Below are 17,207 nucleotides of genomic sequence, written 5' to 3' on the forward strand. Positions count from 1 at the left end.
TTCTTACCTACCTTTCATTAGACTTAGGATCAATAGCATCTCTTAAACCATCACCTACAAGGTTGATGCAGATACAGCATACACCGAGTAGGATGGATGGGAATACCCATCTCCACCAAAAACTCTTAATAACAACCGAATTGATACAACCGTTAAGCATATTTCCCCAAGTAGGTCTTGGAAGCGCAACACCAAATCCCAGAAAAGAAAGTGAAGACTCTGTAAGCATACAGGTTGCAAAGTCAAGTGTTGCAGTAACTATAATAACTGAAATTACATTTGGAATGATATGCTTAAATACTATTGTAAGTTCCTTTATACCCATGGCTCTTGCCGCAGTAACAAATTCCTGCTCACGCTCTGCAAGCACCTGTGCTCTTACAAGTCTTGCAAGACTTGTCCAGGAAAGTACACCGAGGATAACCATTATCATAAATATTCTGGCACCTTCAGGCAGCTTTCCTCCAACTATGGATGAAAGAATCATCGCAAACGGAAGGAATGGAATAGATGATACCATTTCTGTAAGTCTCTGTAGCAAAAGGTCAACAGTTCCACCAAAGAAACCTGAGATACCACCTATAATGACACCAATAATTACCGAAATAACTACAGATACAGCACCCATAGTCATAGTCATCCTACCACCGTTTACTATACGGTTAAGTAAATCTCTTCCAAGCTCATCCGTACCTAAAAGATAACCTTTCAGACCGAAGGTCGTTACTTTTCCATCTTTTGTAAGTGCGTAATTCTGATATGAACCTGAAAATACCCTGGTAACTCCTTTAATAGAAGGTGCGCTTGCCTGACCGAAGTTATTCTTACCCCAGGCAATAACAGAGCCGTCTTCTAAAACTGCTGTGTAGTGATAACGTCCGCCCTGAAGTGATACTATCTTAGACTTAGTCTCAGGTACCTTATTTTCTCCGTTCTTTAAGTTACCCCAAACTACTACTGAGCCATCTTCTTTAAGAGCAGCAGCAGTAAAGCCTGATGCTGCTATATCTTTAACTCCACCGTTTTTTAAATCCTCCGGAATTTTAGATACAGAGGAGTCATTGGAGCCCATATAAACTACATCTCCTGCCTTTGTAAGCGCTATAAGAGCATCTGAAGTAAATGCAAGCTTTGTAATTTCTCCCTGATACTTACGTCTTATTTTTGCATCATTTAATGAGGTATTACCGAAAAGATAGGCATTTCCGTTATCCATAACCACACCTGTAATCTGATAACCTGCCGTAAGCTGAACTATCTTTCCGCCATCAGTTTTAATATCAGGGTTAACATCAGTCTGTTTAAGTCTCCTATTACCCCAGGCAATAAGTTCATTTTTGTCTGTAAGTGCAACTACATGGTCAATACCTGCTGCTACCTTAACAAACTTTTTCCCTTTTACAGTCTTCGGAAAATCCTTGAGATTGATAGTAGGAAGCACCTGAGTCTTGCCCCAGATATAAAGCCCTCCCGTCTTGCTTACGCCGGCAGAAAAACTTGAACCTATGGCTATATCCTCTACTTTGCCCTGAAGTCCCTTTGGAACACTCATCATATCAAGTCCCGGTGCCAAGTTAATCTGTGTGCTCTCCTCGTAAGAAAGATCCTGTACAAAGAAAATAGGTCCGATAATTACAAATAAAAATATACAGACAAAAACCAAGAGTCCGGTCATTGAAAGCTTGTTAGACAGAAAGTTCTTAACAACGGTTCTTCCCGGGGACTGCATCTGTTCTTCTTTAAATATATCTACATCTTTTTCTTCTATACCATTTCTCGGCATAAACAACCTCGCAAGCAGGGAGGCGCGTTTTTTCTTATTATTCTGTTCTGACATCTTCTCCTCCTTACTATTTAGCTATTCTTACGCGAGGATCAACTATACCGTAACTAAGGTCAATAATCAAGTTGCCCACAAGAGAAATAACTATGTAAAACATCTGAACACCCATTGCAAGATTATAATCAAGTCCGTTAAGAGCCTTAAGATAAATCTTTCCCATACCGTTTAAGGCAAAGATTGACTCAGTTATAATAGAGCCTGAGAATATACCTATAAACCAGCTTATTATAAGTGTAATTATAGGAAGAAGTGCATTTCTCCAAGCATGTGAATATATAACAACTCTTTCGGTAAGTCCCTTTGCTCTTGCTGTTCTTATATAATCCATACGAAGTGAATCTATCATTGCTGCTCTGACATATCTGGTCATACCGCCGAGAGACGCAAGTGTAAGTACTATAGTCGGAAGCACCATGTATTTTACTCTATCCAAGAACAACACCATAGCACTACCCTTAATATTAGGCGTATTCATACCCGAAACCGGGAACCACCTAAGCTGTACGGCAAAGAAATAAATAATAATAAGAGCAAATATAAATACCGGAAGACTGTACCCGACAATGGTTAGGACTTGTACCGCCGTATCAAATTTTGAAAATTTCTTGACAGCACAATATATTCCTAAGGGTATAGTAATTCCTAAGGCAAAAAATGTTACCAAAAGATTCAGGAAGATAGTATTCTTCATTGGTACCGTAATAACCTCTGTAACCGGCTTTTTGTATATGAGAGAATCACCAAAATCCAGTGTAACCACCGACTTTATCCATTTTCCGTATCTGACCGGAGCCGGATCGTCAAGTCCCAGCTGCTGCCTCATATTCTGATAAACTTTTTCAAACTGTTCCGGCTTAAGCTTGTCTCTCTGGCTGGCCACCTGCATCATAGCCGGGTCACCCGGAATGGCATTGTACAAGGCAAAAATTAAAACTGACATGGTAAAAAACACGAATACCATGTACAGTAAACGCTTTGTAATATACTTTAGCATACTCCCTACCTGCTTTCATTTTATTGATTTATTTCTGTCCACTGCATATAGGACGGAATCCATCCTCAGTGCAGTAAACAGAAAGCTGCACTCTAGTATACAATAATACACGCATTTTTTCAAGTGCAATAATCGGAAATAAGTCCGGGCAAATAGTTTCCCCGGACTTAAATTCCTAACTATATTCTGATACTTTTCTTAAAACAAATTATTTCTGAACCCAGCAATAGTTAATCTGTGAGGTAATATCCCAGATTGCATCCTTGATTCCCTCATAACCCTTTAACTTATTGTTAAAGAAATCATGATACTGATTTGAATAAAGTGGAAGATCAGGAAGAAGTTCATTCCATCTCTGCTGGAAGGCTACAAATCTGTTAAGGTACTCATCCTCTTCAGAAGGATCTACAAGATTCATATTTTTTGCAAGCTTTGCAAGCTCCTTATCTGCAATTCTGTTATGGTTCTGAGGATTTCCTATTGCGTAGTCAAACTCTCTATTGTAGATAGCTGTAAAGCCGACACCCATGTTATACATGTTATAGTCGTTCTTTTTAGCCTGCTCATAGTTCTGGATAAGTTCATTGAATGTAACAACACTCTGCTTAATCTCCATACCTGCTTTCTTTACATCCTCGCTGTTTGCAAGCTTAGTAGCAAGAAGGTCTGATACCGGGTTGTTCTCAGATGAACACCATTCTATTTTAAGCGGCATAAGCTTACCATTGTCAAGCTTCTTATAACGAAGTCCGCTCTTATAAGGCTTACCATCTTTATCAAGAGTAAATCCTGCCTTTTCAAGCTCTGCGATAGCATTGTCTACAGAGAAACTATATTGGTTAAGAGCACCAATCTCATCTTCTCTCTCCTCTACCATCCACTGTGCAAGACCATAGCAGCCATTAACTACTGAGCCATGTCCACCTGTAAATGTCTTTGCAAACTCATTCCTGTCAAGAAGATAAGCTATGGCATGACGAACTTCTGTATACTGGGTAGGACCTCTGTCACACACAAATACAAGCTTACCATATCCGTTACGAGGATATTCTACATAGTTATGTGTTCCTTTTTCTACAAGATCCATACCTGAGTTGATCTCATCGCCCCCACCCATGTGAAGGAGAATATCAACACCGCCTGTTGCAAGCTCATCCATCTGTGTCTCATTCTGTACATACTTATATATAATTGTATCTATATAAGGCTTCTGTCCTTCATAATTACCTACATAGTTAGGATTCTTCACAAGCGTATAGGTATTAGAAGTTTCATCATACTTCTCTCTCATATAAGGACCTGAGAAAGCATCCATGTTGAAGCGGAAATCTTCTGCCTTTTTCTTAATGTCCTTAGCTTTTAAATCCTTACTAAAGTAAGCACCCTTACCATCATCTTTAATATCATAACCTTCAGGTAACCAGCCCTTCATATATGCAGGAGAAACCCCAGCCATTGCATCCTGATAGTAGTTTGGAAGCTTTTCCTTAGCTATGGTTACAGAAAACTCATAATCTCCTAAAAGTCTTACTCCCTTAAACACTTTGGTCTTGCCTTCATTATACTCTGTAAATCCATCAAAATCAGAGCCTGCTGTGTTATCAGTAGCTCCAATTTCTACGATTACAGGTGAAGAGAAATAAAGTACACGAAATACATAGTCTTTAGCTGTAATAGGTTCACCATTACTCCACTTAAGACCTTCCTGAAGCTTGAATGTTGTTGTTACAGTACCGTCATCATTCTTAACATCATTCTTTTCTTTAACTACCTGTGGATTTACTACAAACTTACCGGCCTTATCAATCTCAATTGTTGATGCACCGCCTGTAAGCTGATATACAGCATAGTCGGATGCGTTGTTTGTCCAGTATGGATAAATATCACCGTTAGACTGTGTACCATCACCAATTATAAGCTGTCCGCCGCTAACAGGCGTAGCCTCTGCACTGGATACACTGCTTGAAGCTGTACTTGAAGTACTGCCGGTTGATGCACTGCTTGCTGTGCTTGACGCACTTGATTTTGCAGAGCTTGCGCTTCCCGATGTACTTCCGCCTTCTGTTGAGTTTCCGTTACCACCACAGGCTGTAAGCGAAAACGCCATAACACCTGCAAGAACAACACTTAAGAGCTTTTTCCTTTTCATATCAGATCCTCCTCTTTTTTATTCACCATGCAAAAGGTTACACCAAGCCTAAATGTTTGGTCTAAGTGCTTCTGTAAAATGATTGTAATTATTATATGCCAGTACAAAGACAAATGTCAAGCGTATGCGTACAATTATCTTTTTTTCATATCTGATATTCTAAATAAACATAAAAAGGTGTGTGCTTGCACACACTTCGCGCGTGGGCGGTGCCACAAGGTAAACTTCCCTGCCGTGAGCCGGGCATCCCTCGGAGAAATTTTTATTTAATAGGAAATTACGAAGAAATTTCCTATTAAATAAAAAACGACCGGACTCCATTTGGAATCCGGCCATTTATATTTTTTAACGGGAAATTCTCTATTATTCCTGAATCCAGCAATATACCAGCTGTGAAGTGATATCCCAAATTGCATCCTTGATTCCTTCATAACCCTTTAACTTGCTGTTAAAGAAGTCATAATACTGGTTAGAGTAAAGCGGAAGGTCAGGAAGAAGTTCATTCCATCTCTTCTGGAAGGCTACAAATCTGTCAAGATACTCTTCTTCATTCTCAGAATCTACAAGGTTAAGATCTTTTGCAAGCTTAGCAAGTTCTTCATCTGATATTCTGTTCTTATTCTGTGGATTTCCGATTGCAAATGTCTGCTGTGGCTCATAAATTGCATTAAAGCCTACGCCCAGATTGTACATATTGTAGTCATTCTTCTTCTGCTGCTCATAGTTCTCGATAAGCTCATTAAATGTAACTACACTCTGTTTAATCTCCATACCGGCCTTCTTTACATCCTCGCTGTTTGCAAGCTTAGTTGCAATAAGATCTGATACAGGATTGTTCTCAGATGAGCACCACTGAATTATAAGAGGCATCAGTTTGCCATTATCAAGTTTCTTATAACGAAGCCCGCTCTTATACGGCTTTCCGTCTTTATCAACAGTAAATCCGGCCTTTTCAAGCTCTTCAATAGCCTTATCTACTGAGAAGTTATACTGATTGAGTTTTCCGATATCATCTTCTCTTTCCTCAACCATCCACTGTGCTGTACCATAGTAACCGTTAACTACGCTACCATGTCCGCCTGTGAAAGTCTTTGCAAATTCATTTCTGTCAAGGAGATAAGCTATGGCATGACGAACTTCTGTATACTGTGTAGGTCCTCTGTCACAGATAAACTGAAGTTTTCCGTATCCGTTACGAGCATAGTCTACATAATTATGTGTTCCCTTATCTACAAGGTCCATACCTGAGTTAATTTCATTTGCCTCACCCATCTTTACAAGGATGTCTACACCACCTGTTGCAAGTTCATCCATCTGTGTTTCACTCTGAACAAATTTATAAATAATTGTATCGATATGTGGCTTAACTCCTTCATAGTTACCCTTATAGTTAGGATTCTTTACAAGTGTATATGTATTAGATGTCTCATCATACTTTTCCTTCATATACGGACCAGAGAAAGCAGTCATATTAAAACGATAGTCATCAGCCTGCTTCTTAATGTCCTTAGCCTTCAATTCCTTGGTAAAATAAGCACCTTTGCCATCATCCTTTATATCATAGCCTTCAGGAAGCCATCCTTTCATATAACCTGCGCCTGCTGCTGCAAGTGCTGCCTGATAGTAGTTTGGGAGATAGTCTTTATTGATTGTAACAGAAAACTCATAGTCTCCTAAGAGTCTTACTCCCTTAAACACTTTAGACTTTCCAGTATTATAATCAGCAAAACCTACAAATTTAATACCTTCAGAGTTATCAGTAGCTCCCATTTCTACAAGTACAGGATGAGAGAAGTAAAGTATACGGAACACATAGTCCTTAGCGGTGATAGGATCACCGTTACTCCACTTCAAATCCTCCTGAAGCTTATATGTAGTGGTTACTGAACCATCTTCATTCTTTGTATCATTCTTCTCTTTAACAACCTGCGGATCCACTACAAACTTACCATGTCTGTCAACAACTATGGTATCATAGCCTGATGTAAGCTTGTAAACACTGTTATCTGAGATGTTATTTGTCCAGTACGGATAAATATCACCGTTTGACTGAGTCTGGTCACCTATAATAAGCTGTCCGCCATCAACCGGTGTCCCCTCTGTAGATGATGATGCACTTCCTGATGCAGTACTTGAAACTGTACTTGCTGTACTCGCCGTACTTGCAGAACCGGTATTTGATTTATCTGTGCCTGTTGCACTTCCCTCTGTTGAAGCAGCATTACCGCCGCAAGCTGTGAGTGTAACCGCCATAATACCTGCAAGAAGAGCACTTAATAGCTTTTTCTTTTTCATTGTGTTTATTTCCTCCTTTTTATTTCACAATACAAACAGCATTTAAAAATTAACTTCTATAATTCAATTAATGCTTTTGTAGCACAACGGTGACTATTATATGCCAAGGCAGAGACAACTGTCAAGCATGGGCGTGTATTTAACATATATATTTTCATAATTACTTGTTATATAAATTATAAATATCGACAAATAATGGTTGAATCTCCCTACATTAGCCCAAAATGCTGGACATCAAACAACATAACATGATACAATCTTATAGCACTTAAAATTTGATTAAAATACAAAACATAAGGAGTATCAGCTATGGAAAATCTTGGAAGAAAGATACCTAAACCTTTTGAAATATATAAGCATTTTAAAGGAAAACTATATCAAATATTAAATATTGCCACTCATAGTGAAACGAAAGAGACTTTGGTTATATATCAGGCTCTTTACGGAGATTTCGGCGTATATGCCAGGCCGCTTGATATGTTCTTAAGCAGGGTCGATAAGAAGAAATATCCTGACTCCGAAGCAGAATACAGATTCACAAAGGTAAAATTAGTTTCAAAAGAAGCCTCTCCAAATATTCCTAAAGAAATACCGGAATCCGCTGCCAAAGCTGAAACTGTTACTCTTACAGACGGTGAAGCTTCAATTTCTACTTCCGGGCCTATAGCAGGCGTTCCAAGCGAGGATGAACAGTTAAGGCGTGCACAGGAACTTTTCATAGAATTTCTTGATGAAGATGATTTTAAGAAAAAAAGACATATATTAAAGGCTATCTCAGGAATTGCAACCGATTCGATGATTAATAATATGGCTGCGTCTCTCGACCTTGTAGTCTCCGGAGCCTCAAGAGAACGTGATGTAAAAATGATTGACGATTATATAAGAGCCAGAATACATTTTGACGGATCCAGACTAAGAAGCTGATACCACTTCTATAATAAAGGAGTTGTCTGTTCGCATTTTGCAATCAGACAACTCCTTATTACATAACTAAAGCTAAAATTACTCAGTCACTATAAGCCTTCCATCTGTCTCATCTACCTTAAGCGTACTTCCTGCAGCTATATCTTTCTTTATTATCTCTCTTGCAATCAGAGTTTCAACCTCAGACTGAATAAGTCTCTTAAGAGGTCTTGCACCATAGTTAGGATCATAGCCTTTTTCTATAATATAATCCTTTGCTGCCTCAGTAACTTCAAGTAATAGATTCTTACCGGCAAGTCTGTCTCTCAAATCCTCCAACATAAGATCAACTATCTTGCCAATATTTTCCTTCTGCAAAGGTTTGTAGAACACTATTTCATCAAGTCTGTTAAGGAATTCAGGTCTGAAGCTTGCCTTAAGAAGTTCATTTACACTGTCTATTGCCTCTTTGGAAATCTCCCCGTTTTCCTTAATTCCTTCAAGTATATGAACAGAACCGAGGTTTGAAGTAAGTATAATAATTGTATTCTTAAAGTCAACCGTTCTCCCCTGCGAATCCGTAACACGACCATCATCAAGCACCTGTAAAAGTACATTGAATACATCGGGATGTGCTTTCTCAATTTCATCAAAAAGCACTACTGAGTAAGGCTTTCTTCTGACTGCCTCTGTAAGCTGTCCGCCTTCCTCATATCCTACATATCCCGGAGGAGCTCCTATCAGCCTGCTCACTGAGTATTTCTCCATGTACTCACTCATATCTATTCTTACAAGGTTCTTCTCATCATCAAAAAGCGACTGTGCAAGTGCCTTTGCAAGCTCTGTCTTACCAACACCTGTAGGTCCGAGGAAAAGGAAGGAGCCTACAGGCTTATCAGGATCCTTGATACCTGCCCTTGAACGAAGTATTGCCTCTGATACCTTGGTTACAGCCTCATCCTGTCCAATAACTCTTTCATGAAGTATTCCTTCCATATTAAGCAGTTTTTCTCTTTCACCCTGCATAAGTCTTGTTATAGGTATACCGGTCCATCTGCCTACAATCCTTGAAATTTCCTCTTCACCGACATGGTCTCTTAAAAGACTTGACTTGCTCTCATTTTCCTCTGCAATTTTCTCTTCTTTTTCAAGCTCAGCCTTAAGATCGGGAAGTCTTCCGTATTTAAGCTCCGCAGCCTTATTGAGGTCGTACTCTCTTTCAGCTTTTTCAATAAGTGCATTTACCTCACCGATTTCCTCACGAAGTTTCTGAACCTTTTCTATGCTGTTCTTTTCATTTTCCCACTTAACCTTCATTTCATTAAAATTCTCACGAAGGTCGGCAAGTTCTTTTCTGATATCTTCAAGATGAGCCTGACTCAGCTTATCCTCTTCTTTTTTAAGAGCAGCCTCTTCTATTTCAAGCTGCATTATCTTTCTTGATATATCATCCATTTCAGCCGGCATAGAATCCATCTCGGTTCTTATAAGGGCACAGGCTTCATCTACAAGGTCAATAGCCTTATCAGGAAGGAATCTGTCTGATATGTATCTATGCGAAAGGGTAGCCGCCGCTATAAGAGCAGCATCCTGAATCTTAACACCATGGAAAACCTCGTATCTCTCTTTAAGTCCTCTGAGTATGGAGATTGTGTCTGCAACTGTAGGTTCATCTACAAGTACAGGCTGAAATCTTCTCTCAAGTGCGGCATCCTTTTCTATATATTCCCTGTATTCGTCAAGTGTGGTTGCACCTATACAATGCAGTTCACCTCTTGCAAGCATTGGCTTTAAGAGATTGCCCGCATCCATAGCTCCGTCTGTCTTTCCGGCACCGACTATGGTATGAAGCTCATCTATGAATAAGATAATCTCGCCTTCTGACTTCTTTATCTCGTTAAGTACAGCCTTAAGCCTCTCTTCAAACTCTCCTCTGTACTTTGCTCCGGCTACAAGTGCACCCAAATCAAGTGAGAATATCTTTCTGTCTTTAAGTCCCTGCGGAACATCACCCTTTACTATTCTAAGAGCAAGTCCTTCTGCTATGGCTGTTTTACCGACACCCGGCTCACCTATAAGCACAGGGTTATTTTTTCTTTTTCTTGAAAGAATCTGGATTACATTTCTTATTTCGTCATCCCTGCCTATAACCGGGTCAAGCTTATTGTTTCTTGCAAGTTCTACCAGATCTTGTCCATATTTTTCAAGAACATTATATGTGTCTTCAGGATTCTGGTTTGTAACTCTCTGATTACCGCGTACATCCATTAATACTTTATAAAATTCCTTTTCCGTAATATTAAATGTTTTAAATAAATCCCTAAGCTTACTGTCAGGCTTTCTAAGAAGACCAAACATAATGTGTTCAACAGATGTATATTCATCCTTCATCTTAATTGCCTGTGCCTCAGCTTCATTCAGGGCAGCATTTGTTTCATTTGAAATATATATCTCACCACTTACATCGCCCGTTACCTTAGGCAATGCATCAATTATATGTCTGGTTTCCGCTTCAAGGTTAGGAAGTGACTTACCCATCTTGGTTATAAGTTCACCTATGAGTCCGGACTCTCCTGTAAGCAGAGCCAGCAAAATGTGTGACTCTTCTATGTAGGAATTGTAGTTATCCCTAGCCAGCGTTCTGGCAGCTTCAAGAGCTTCCACAGATTTAGCTGTAAGTTTTGATGTGTTCATATTGCCTCCTTATACTATATTCACGCCACTTTTAAGGTAATCCTCATAAGAAGCGCGAATCATTTTTTCTATTAATTCTTCATCTCGAAGATGTTCAAAATAAAATTTGATGCATTTGTCCAGCACCTTAATGTACTCTCCTATAGCAGCCGCTATCTCATTTTCATTAAGTTCATTTTCTACCGATACTTTAAGAAATCCTCTTACATACTTTGCATTATCAAAGTCAGACAGAACCCCCTCGGGATGAACTTCGTTAAGGTATTTATTTTCCATACTTATCCATCCGGTAAAAAAATCCTCAATCGCATCTGTAAAATTCTTGCTACTGGTTCTAAAAGAAACCTTCAACCTTCCGGCTATATCCTTAGGTTCCCTGAAAAGCTCAATCGTATAATTCACCATAGGACGGTATTTATATCTTATCGGGCTTCTTAGGGCAAACATAGAGTCCGATGACCTGTCCATTATCTGATAGCAACTCTCTGAAAGTATATGTTCAAGCTGTGTAAATATGTCTCTCATCCTCATTTCCGGAGTCACAAAATTTACACTTTCCGCAAGTATTTGGTTAATAAGATTGGAGCGGTTGGTATTTCTTTCATAAGCCAGCCTGTCTATCGCCTCGACTACATCATCCATAAGCACCAGACTGTATACACTTTTTTTCAAATCATCATCTCCCGTCTAATCTATGCTCAGATATAAGCTCTTTTTTTATTTCAGCTTCATTTCTTATATCTGAAAAAGATAATAACACCATTTAAATAATTTGTCAAGCGTTTTATATAAATTATTTTGCAAATTATTTATATGCATTTCAAAATATATGATATGGGTGTCAAAAGTATTTGCTTGCACACACTTCGCGCGCGAGCGGTGCCACAAGGCAAACTTCCCTACCGCGAGTCCGGCAACACTCGGAGAGATTTTAATTTAATAGAAAATTCCGAAGAAATTTCCTATTAAAATAAAAACGGAGCAGCCTAAGCTACTCCGCTAAAATATGCTTTTTACAAATCATTACAATTAAAATTAACTATAATGAAATTTTATTTGGATATATCCTTAATATAGTCCACCTTCTTAGGTGTAATTGTTTTAGCCTTCTCAATAGCAGCCACAAGTACATCTCTGATTGGAATGGTCATACTTACATTGGTTGCACCGCTGAAGTCATAACCGTCTCCGCCACCAAATACAAAGTCATTGGTTACAACTCTGTAAGTCTTTTCATCTTCAAGAGGTGTCCCGTCTGAAAGTGTAATCTTGGTTATCTTGCTTCCATAAGGCTTTGTTCTGTCATATTCAACTATAAGTCCGCTGAATGCACCGTCAGTAGTACTAGGCATATCAATACCATGGTCAATAGCCTTCTTTATGTCTTTACCCTTTAAGTCCATAGTTGTAAGATAGTTGTCAAACGGCATGATTTCATATAAATCACCCATTGTAATCTTACCTTTTTCAAGGGTACGCCTTAAACCGCCACCATTCTGAATAGCAATCTGAGCCTTAGCTTCCTCAGCCATAACCTCGCAAGCCCATCTTCCGAGAAGGGTCACAGAACCCTTATCACTTCTGTCATGTGTAAATGCCTCAGTAGCCTCTCCTAAAACCTTGTTCTTCTGATCTGCTATCTCAGCCTGAAGCTTGTTGTAGAAATCATCAGCTTCTGCACTCTTAATTATCTTATCTTTTATAGCATTTGCATCATAAAGCTCTGTGGCTATATCTTTTACCTTATAGGTAGTCTTTTTAACAATTTTGTATTTAGACTTCTTAACAGCTTTCTTTTTACCTGCCTTTGTCTTAACTTTTACTTTTACCTTCTTGGATGTAACCTTCTTGTCTACGTCTAAGGTAACATGACCTACTGCACGACCATAGCAATAAGCCTGAAGAATAGGCACATTGTTTACCTTACCGCTTACACTTCTGTGTGAATGTGCTGAAAGTACCAAATCTAGTCCCTTTACTTCGTTTGCAAGTTTGGTTGCATTACCTGTAATTTCCTTTGTATCAAAATTCTGGTCTGAATCGATATGGGTAAGAGCTATAACCACATCCGGCTTTCCTTCTTTAGCCTTGCCGTCTTTAAGATATTTTACCCATTCGTTTGCAGATGTTACAGGATCTCTGAACTCAAAGTTCTCTACATACTCAGCCTTTGAAAGAGAAGGGGTATCAGGATGTGCAAGTCCGATTATACCAATCTTAATACCCGCTTTTTTAACTATCATATATGGCTTAGCCCAAGACACAGGCTTATTAGTCTTTCTGTCATAGATATTGGATGCAAGGTACTTAAAGCTTCCATCCTTTGCCCAGCCTTTAATCTTCTCATAGCCCCAGTCAAACTCATGGTTTCCTACTGCTGATGCCATAGTATTCATACCCTTCATCATAGCAGTTACAGGTTTACCAAAAGTAAGGTTGGAATCAGCTGTTCCCTGATAGTTATCTCCTCCGGAAAGAACTATTGTATTTGGGTGGGTAGCCTTAAATTCATTTACATAACCTACCATCTTAGCCATACCCATATTACGTTTCTTACCTGTTACTTCCTCGGTAATATTGCCATGGAAGTCGTTGAAATAAATAATGTGTACGTCTTCTTTATCTTTTACAGCCGCCTTAACCCCAAGCGTTGCCAGCTTATCCTCTGAAAGAATACCGCTCTTTACAAGATACTCACCAAATTTTGTTTTGGTTCCGTCACCAAGCTCAGCATTTAAGCTGTTTAAGATGATCTCTGCAGCCTCGGCCCTTGTAACAGGATAATCAATAACATCACTTTCATCTACAAGTCCCTGCTTTACAGCCAGTTTGTCGGTATCAGTATAAGCATCTTTATAATTCAATGCTTTTAATACCATTTCTAAAAGTTTTCTCTTTGAAATTTCTTCTTTTTCACCAAAGTTATCAGCTTTCTGAACAAAGCCAAGGTCATAAGCAAGACCGAGATATCCCTTATACTCATTAGAAGCATCAGCAAAAGGATTAAGTTTAATATAATCCTCTTTGGTATTTACATCCTCTTTATAACCGAGAGCATTCAATACCATAACTACTGCATCACCTTTTGTAAGATTTCCGTCTTCCGCAGTTTTAACAGCATCTGTAAATAATTTTGCTTCTCTGAGCTTTAACTCCTGTTTAGATGCGTTTACAGCCCATACAGAAGCTGTGCCCGTACAGACTAACGCTCCTGCAAGCGCAATGGATAGGACTTTTTTCATTCTCATAGTAAACCCTCCTATAAATATATTTTAAATGTGGCTAAACCCTAATTATTCCAAATAATTTGATTATTTATGAATAATTTAGTTTAAATTTTACCTGCTTTTAATGTTTTTTTCAATACACATATGTCTTATTTGGGTAAATTTTTATTATTTTTTTATAAATAATCTATATTTTATGATACAAGTGTCAAAAATATGAGTAAGTAGCCATTTTTGCAAAAAAATAAGCGGATTACGAATATTTTTGCAAGGCTTGCATTAAGCGTAGCTATAGCAAGCCTGTATCATAGTTATAAGAAGAATATTATTCAATACAAGAGTTTATTTTTATACCCTGTTATCGTATAATATATGTCAGAGTTTTAGATATTATTTTAATATCACGTGAAATATAGTCAAAACAATACCGAACTTATATAATTAATCAAAAATCAATAAAGGATTTATATATGAAGAAACATTACTCTTTTGGCATAACCCTGATTGTGCTAACCTTTACCCTGCTATTTTGTCTGTATTCAAAGATCTATGCGGACGAATTATCCTCCGATAAAGATATCAGAGAACACTACAGTAAAGCTATGGAAGATACCGATTATATCATTTTTAAGGCAAAGGTGCTTGAGATAGAGTATGATGATACTGCCGAAAAAAGAAATGTTTCTTTAGAGGCCGACATAAGATACCAGCATCTTAAAATAGAAATATTAGATGGAAGCCACAAGGGCGAAACCATGACTATAAGGCATACCATAGAAAGAATAATGCCCGGATATTATATTTTCAAAGCGGGGGATAAACTTTTAATCCGTGCAACAGAAGATAACGGCAAGATAGAAACCGTAAAAATACAGGAAAAAGTCAGGGATACTCAGGTTTATCTGATAGTAGGTCTGTTCGTAACCCTGCTTTTAATTATAGGCGGAATAAAGGGGCTAAAAACTCTGGTTTCACTTGTTATAGCGGTAGCAATGATATTTTTCGGATACATACCTCTAATAATAAAAGGTGTGAGTCCCATACTTGCTTCACTCGGCATTTCCATACCTGTGGTTATAATAACTCTTATTATTATAAGCGGAAAGAATATCAAAACTTTTGTTGCTATAATCGGAACTTCACTCGGAGTAATAATTTCAGGTATTTTAGCTTTTATCTTTGGAAACTTTGCGCATCTTACAGGTCTGGCGGATGACAGTTCCATAAGTCTTGCCTACATACCGCAGTTTAGAAATCTGGATTATAAGGGAATACTTTTCGGAACTATACTGATAGGTGCAATAGGCGCAATCATGGATGTTGCAATCTCCATAGCTTCCGCACTTTATGAGATAAATGACCTTGATAAGAATATAAGCAAAAAAAATATGATAATTTCAGGCATGAATATAGGAAAAGACATGATGGGTTCCATGTCAAACACTCTGATTCTCGCTTATGTAGGCACTACACTGCATTTGATTATTTTATTTATAGTTTACAGGATCAGATTTACGGAAATCATCAATCTTGATTCTATCGCAACAGAGATAATCAGGGCTATGGCAGGAAGTATAGGGCTGATTATAACCATCCCTGTCACCGTAGTGATAGGAACTGCCATTTATAAGAAAAAGAAGGCTTAATAAATTTGGCTACTTACGAAAAGAGGCTGTGAAGAAAATATTAATCTCTTCACAGCCTCTGTTTTATTCTTCTTCCGCCTCTGCAAGATGCATTCTGTTAATTGATTCCATTATATGATCGTGTGCATATTCCTCGGCAGCCTTTACATTTTTATTTCTTATAGCTTCAACTATTCTTTTATGTTCTAAAATTGAATGTTTCGCTCTCTTTTCTTCAGAAAGATTAACTTTTCTGACTTTTTGCGCATAATGGTGGTAGTCAACCAAGAGCTTTGATAAAACCCTGCTTCCACAGGCATGGTACAATGTTTTATGGAATTTATTATCTAATTCCACTACCTGTTCAAAATGTCCCTTCTTGGCATGGAATTCAGCTAAAAATACGGACTCTTCCATTTCCTCAAGCTGCTCTTCAGTTATATGTTCACAAGCCCAGGCTGCACAAAGTCCTTCAAGATAAGACCTTATCATAAATATATCATTGACATCCTTATCTGAAATTCCTGTTACATAAGCTCCCTTATTTGGTATGATGGTTACCAGACCTTCAAGTTCAAGCTGCCTTAATGCCTCCCTTACAGGAGTCCTGCTCACACCTAATTCTTTGCCTATAACCACTTCTTTAAGTTCTTCCATGTCCTTGTACTTACCAAGGAGAATATCCTCTCTCAGTTTTCCAAAAACTCTTCCTCTTAAAGAATAATTATCCGCAAGTTCATACGAATTGTCTATACTATCCATTTTAACTTCAAAGCCTCCATGTGCTACAATCATACTGTTTTCTAATACTTGTATCATTGTATACAATGTGGCATTTTATGTCAATAGTCAGCAGACAAATCAGTTTCTGTCACTGTCTGTTCGCAAAGGCAAATACGATAGTTTTATCTTCCGAATAATTCGATTATCTGCCTAATCAGGGTGGAAAGAGGTGAAAATCAAATGGTCAGGTCGTCAAGAGAAAAATCAATAACTTTGGAAAGGTCAGAGAGCTTCATCTCAACCTGATAACCGATTTTGCCTGCACTGAAGATAATTATATCTCTGTTTTCTGCACTTTTATCAATAAAAGTTTTGAAAGGCTTCTTCATTCCTATAGGAGAACAGCCACCATGCACATAGCCGGTTAATGGCAAAAGTTCCTTTGATTTAAGCATTTCAACACTTTTCTCCCCTGCTGCCTTAGCAGCCTTTTTCAGGTCAAGTTCCTCCTCAACCGGAATTACAAAGACATAGTTCGTCCCTGATTTTGATGTGGTTACAAGAGTTTTAAATACATCAGCAGGGTTTTGTCCCAAAATCTTTGCTACCTCAACTCCGTTAGTGGTTGGTGTGTCTACATAGCAATGGCTTGTATATTCAACCTTCTTGCTATCCAAAACTCTCATTACATTGGTTTTTTCTTCGTGTTTTGACATTTTTCATCCTTTTGTTTAAATGATATCCTTCAGTCAGG

11 protein-coding genes are annotated in these 17,207 nt (G+C 38.3%); 2 read left to right on the top strand and 9 right to left on the bottom strand.

What is annotated here, in order from left to right:
• Window positions 1–7: 7 nt before the first annotated feature.
• From GCWU000282_RS14220 to GCWU000282_RS14235, 4 genes are all read right to left on the bottom strand, one after another.
• Window positions 8–1,837, bottom strand: coding sequence for an ABC transporter permease subunit (locus GCWU000282_RS14220; protein ID WP_023355871.1), 1,830 nt, complete (start codon window positions 1,835–1,837; stop codon window positions 8–10).
• A gap of 13 nt (window positions 1,838–1,850) precedes the next feature.
• Entirely contained in the window at window positions 1,851–2,837 is a 987-nt protein-coding gene (locus tag GCWU000282_RS14225; RefSeq protein ID WP_023355872.1) for an ABC transporter permease, read from the bottom strand.
• A gap of 208 nt (window positions 2,838–3,045) precedes the next feature.
• Complete coding sequence (locus tag GCWU000282_RS14230; protein WP_023355873.1) at window positions 3,046–4,986, bottom strand: ABC transporter substrate-binding protein; 1,941 nt, start codon at window positions 4,984–4,986, stop codon at window positions 3,046–3,048.
• A 363-nt stretch (window positions 4,987–5,349) separates the two neighbouring features.
• Window positions 5,350–7,281 (bottom strand): ABC transporter substrate-binding protein, encoded by a 1,932-nt coding sequence (locus GCWU000282_RS14235; RefSeq protein ID WP_023355875.1) that lies wholly within the window; start codon window positions 7,279–7,281, stop codon window positions 5,350–5,352.
• 309 nt (window positions 7,282–7,590) lie between these two features.
• Here GCWU000282_RS14235 and GCWU000282_RS14240 point away from each other — a divergent pair, with 309 nt between their 5' ends.
• On the top strand, window positions 7,591–8,205 hold the full coding sequence (locus GCWU000282_RS14240; RefSeq protein WP_023355876.1) for a DUF1653 domain-containing protein: 615 nt from the start codon (window positions 7,591–7,593) through the stop codon (window positions 8,203–8,205).
• A gap of 78 nt (window positions 8,206–8,283) precedes the next feature.
• Here GCWU000282_RS14240 and clpB read toward each other — a convergent pair whose 3' ends face one another.
• From clpB to GCWU000282_RS14255, 3 genes are all read right to left on the bottom strand, one after another.
• Complete coding sequence (clpB, locus tag GCWU000282_RS14245) at window positions 8,284–10,878, bottom strand: ATP-dependent chaperone ClpB (protein ID WP_023355877.1); 2,595 nt, start codon at window positions 10,876–10,878, stop codon at window positions 8,284–8,286.
• 9 nt (window positions 10,879–10,887) lie between these two features.
• Window positions 10,888–11,550: a hypothetical protein gene (locus tag GCWU000282_RS14250; protein WP_051384204.1), complete on the bottom strand. Its 663-nt coding sequence runs from the start codon at window positions 11,548–11,550 to the stop codon at window positions 10,888–10,890.
• Window positions 11,551–11,930: 380 nt separating this feature from the next.
• On the bottom strand, window positions 11,931–14,126 hold the full coding sequence (locus GCWU000282_RS14255) for a bifunctional metallophosphatase/5'-nucleotidase (RefSeq protein WP_023355880.1): 2,196 nt from the start codon (window positions 14,124–14,126) through the stop codon (window positions 11,931–11,933).
• A gap of 449 nt (window positions 14,127–14,575) precedes the next feature.
• Here GCWU000282_RS14255 and GCWU000282_RS14260 point away from each other — a divergent pair, with 449 nt between their 5' ends.
• Entirely contained in the window at window positions 14,576–15,751 is a 1,176-nt protein-coding gene (locus GCWU000282_RS14260) for a YibE/F family protein (RefSeq protein WP_023355882.1), read from the top strand.
• Between the two features lie 63 nt (window positions 15,752–15,814).
• On the opposite strand, the gene GCWU000282_RS14265 is transcribed toward GCWU000282_RS14260, so the two are convergent.
• Together GCWU000282_RS14265 and ybaK are read right to left on the bottom strand one after the other, a co-directional pair.
• Window positions 15,815–16,492 (bottom strand): GntR family transcriptional regulator, encoded by a 678-nt coding sequence (locus tag GCWU000282_RS14265; protein ID WP_035041321.1) that lies wholly within the window; start codon window positions 16,490–16,492, stop codon window positions 15,815–15,817.
• 197 nt (window positions 16,493–16,689) lie between these two features.
• On the bottom strand, window positions 16,690–17,169 hold the full coding sequence (ybaK, locus tag GCWU000282_RS14270) for a Cys-tRNA(Pro) deacylase (protein WP_023355884.1): 480 nt from the start codon (window positions 17,167–17,169) through the stop codon (window positions 16,690–16,692).
• Window positions 17,170–17,207: the final 38 nt, after the last annotated feature.

Origin of the sequence: Catonella morbi ATCC 51271 (assembly GCF_000160035.2) — a bacterium.
GTDB classification, from domain to species: domain Bacteria; phylum Bacillota; class Clostridia; order Lachnospirales; family Lachnospiraceae; genus Catonella; species Catonella morbi.

Bases quoted from the DNA above. Each gene is read 5' to 3' on its own strand.
- clpB (WP_023355877.1), bottom strand. From the start codon at position 10,878: ATGAACACATCAAAACTTACAGCTAAATCTGTGGAAGCTCTTGAAGCT.
- GCWU000282_RS14240 (WP_023355876.1), top strand. From the start codon at position 7,591: ATGGAAAATCTTGGAAGAAAGATACCTAAACCTTTTGAAATATATAAG.
- GCWU000282_RS14255 (WP_023355880.1), bottom strand. From the start codon at position 14,126: ATGAGAATGAAAAAAGTCCTATCCATTGCGCTTGCAGGAGCGTTAGTC.
- GCWU000282_RS14235 (WP_023355875.1), bottom strand. From the start codon at position 7,281: ATGAAAAAGAAAAAGCTATTAAGTGCTCTTCTTGCAGGTATTATGGCG.
- GCWU000282_RS14230 (WP_023355873.1), bottom strand. From the start codon at position 4,986: ATGAAAAGGAAAAAGCTCTTAAGTGTTGTTCTTGCAGGTGTTATGGCG.
- GCWU000282_RS14260 (WP_023355882.1), top strand. From the start codon at position 14,576: ATGAAGAAACATTACTCTTTTGGCATAACCCTGATTGTGCTAACCTTT.
- GCWU000282_RS14220 (WP_023355871.1), bottom strand. From the start codon at position 1,837: ATGTCAGAACAGAATAATAAGAAAAAACGCGCCTCCCTGCTTGCGAGG.
- GCWU000282_RS14265 (WP_035041321.1), bottom strand. From the start codon at position 16,492: ATGGATAGTATAGACAATTCGTATGAACTTGCGGATAATTATTCTTTA.
- ybaK (WP_023355884.1), bottom strand. From the start codon at position 17,169: ATGTCAAAACACGAAGAAAAAACCAATGTAATGAGAGTTTTGGATAGC.
- GCWU000282_RS14225 (WP_023355872.1), bottom strand. From the start codon at position 2,837: ATGCTAAAGTATATTACAAAGCGTTTACTGTACATGGTATTCGTGTTT.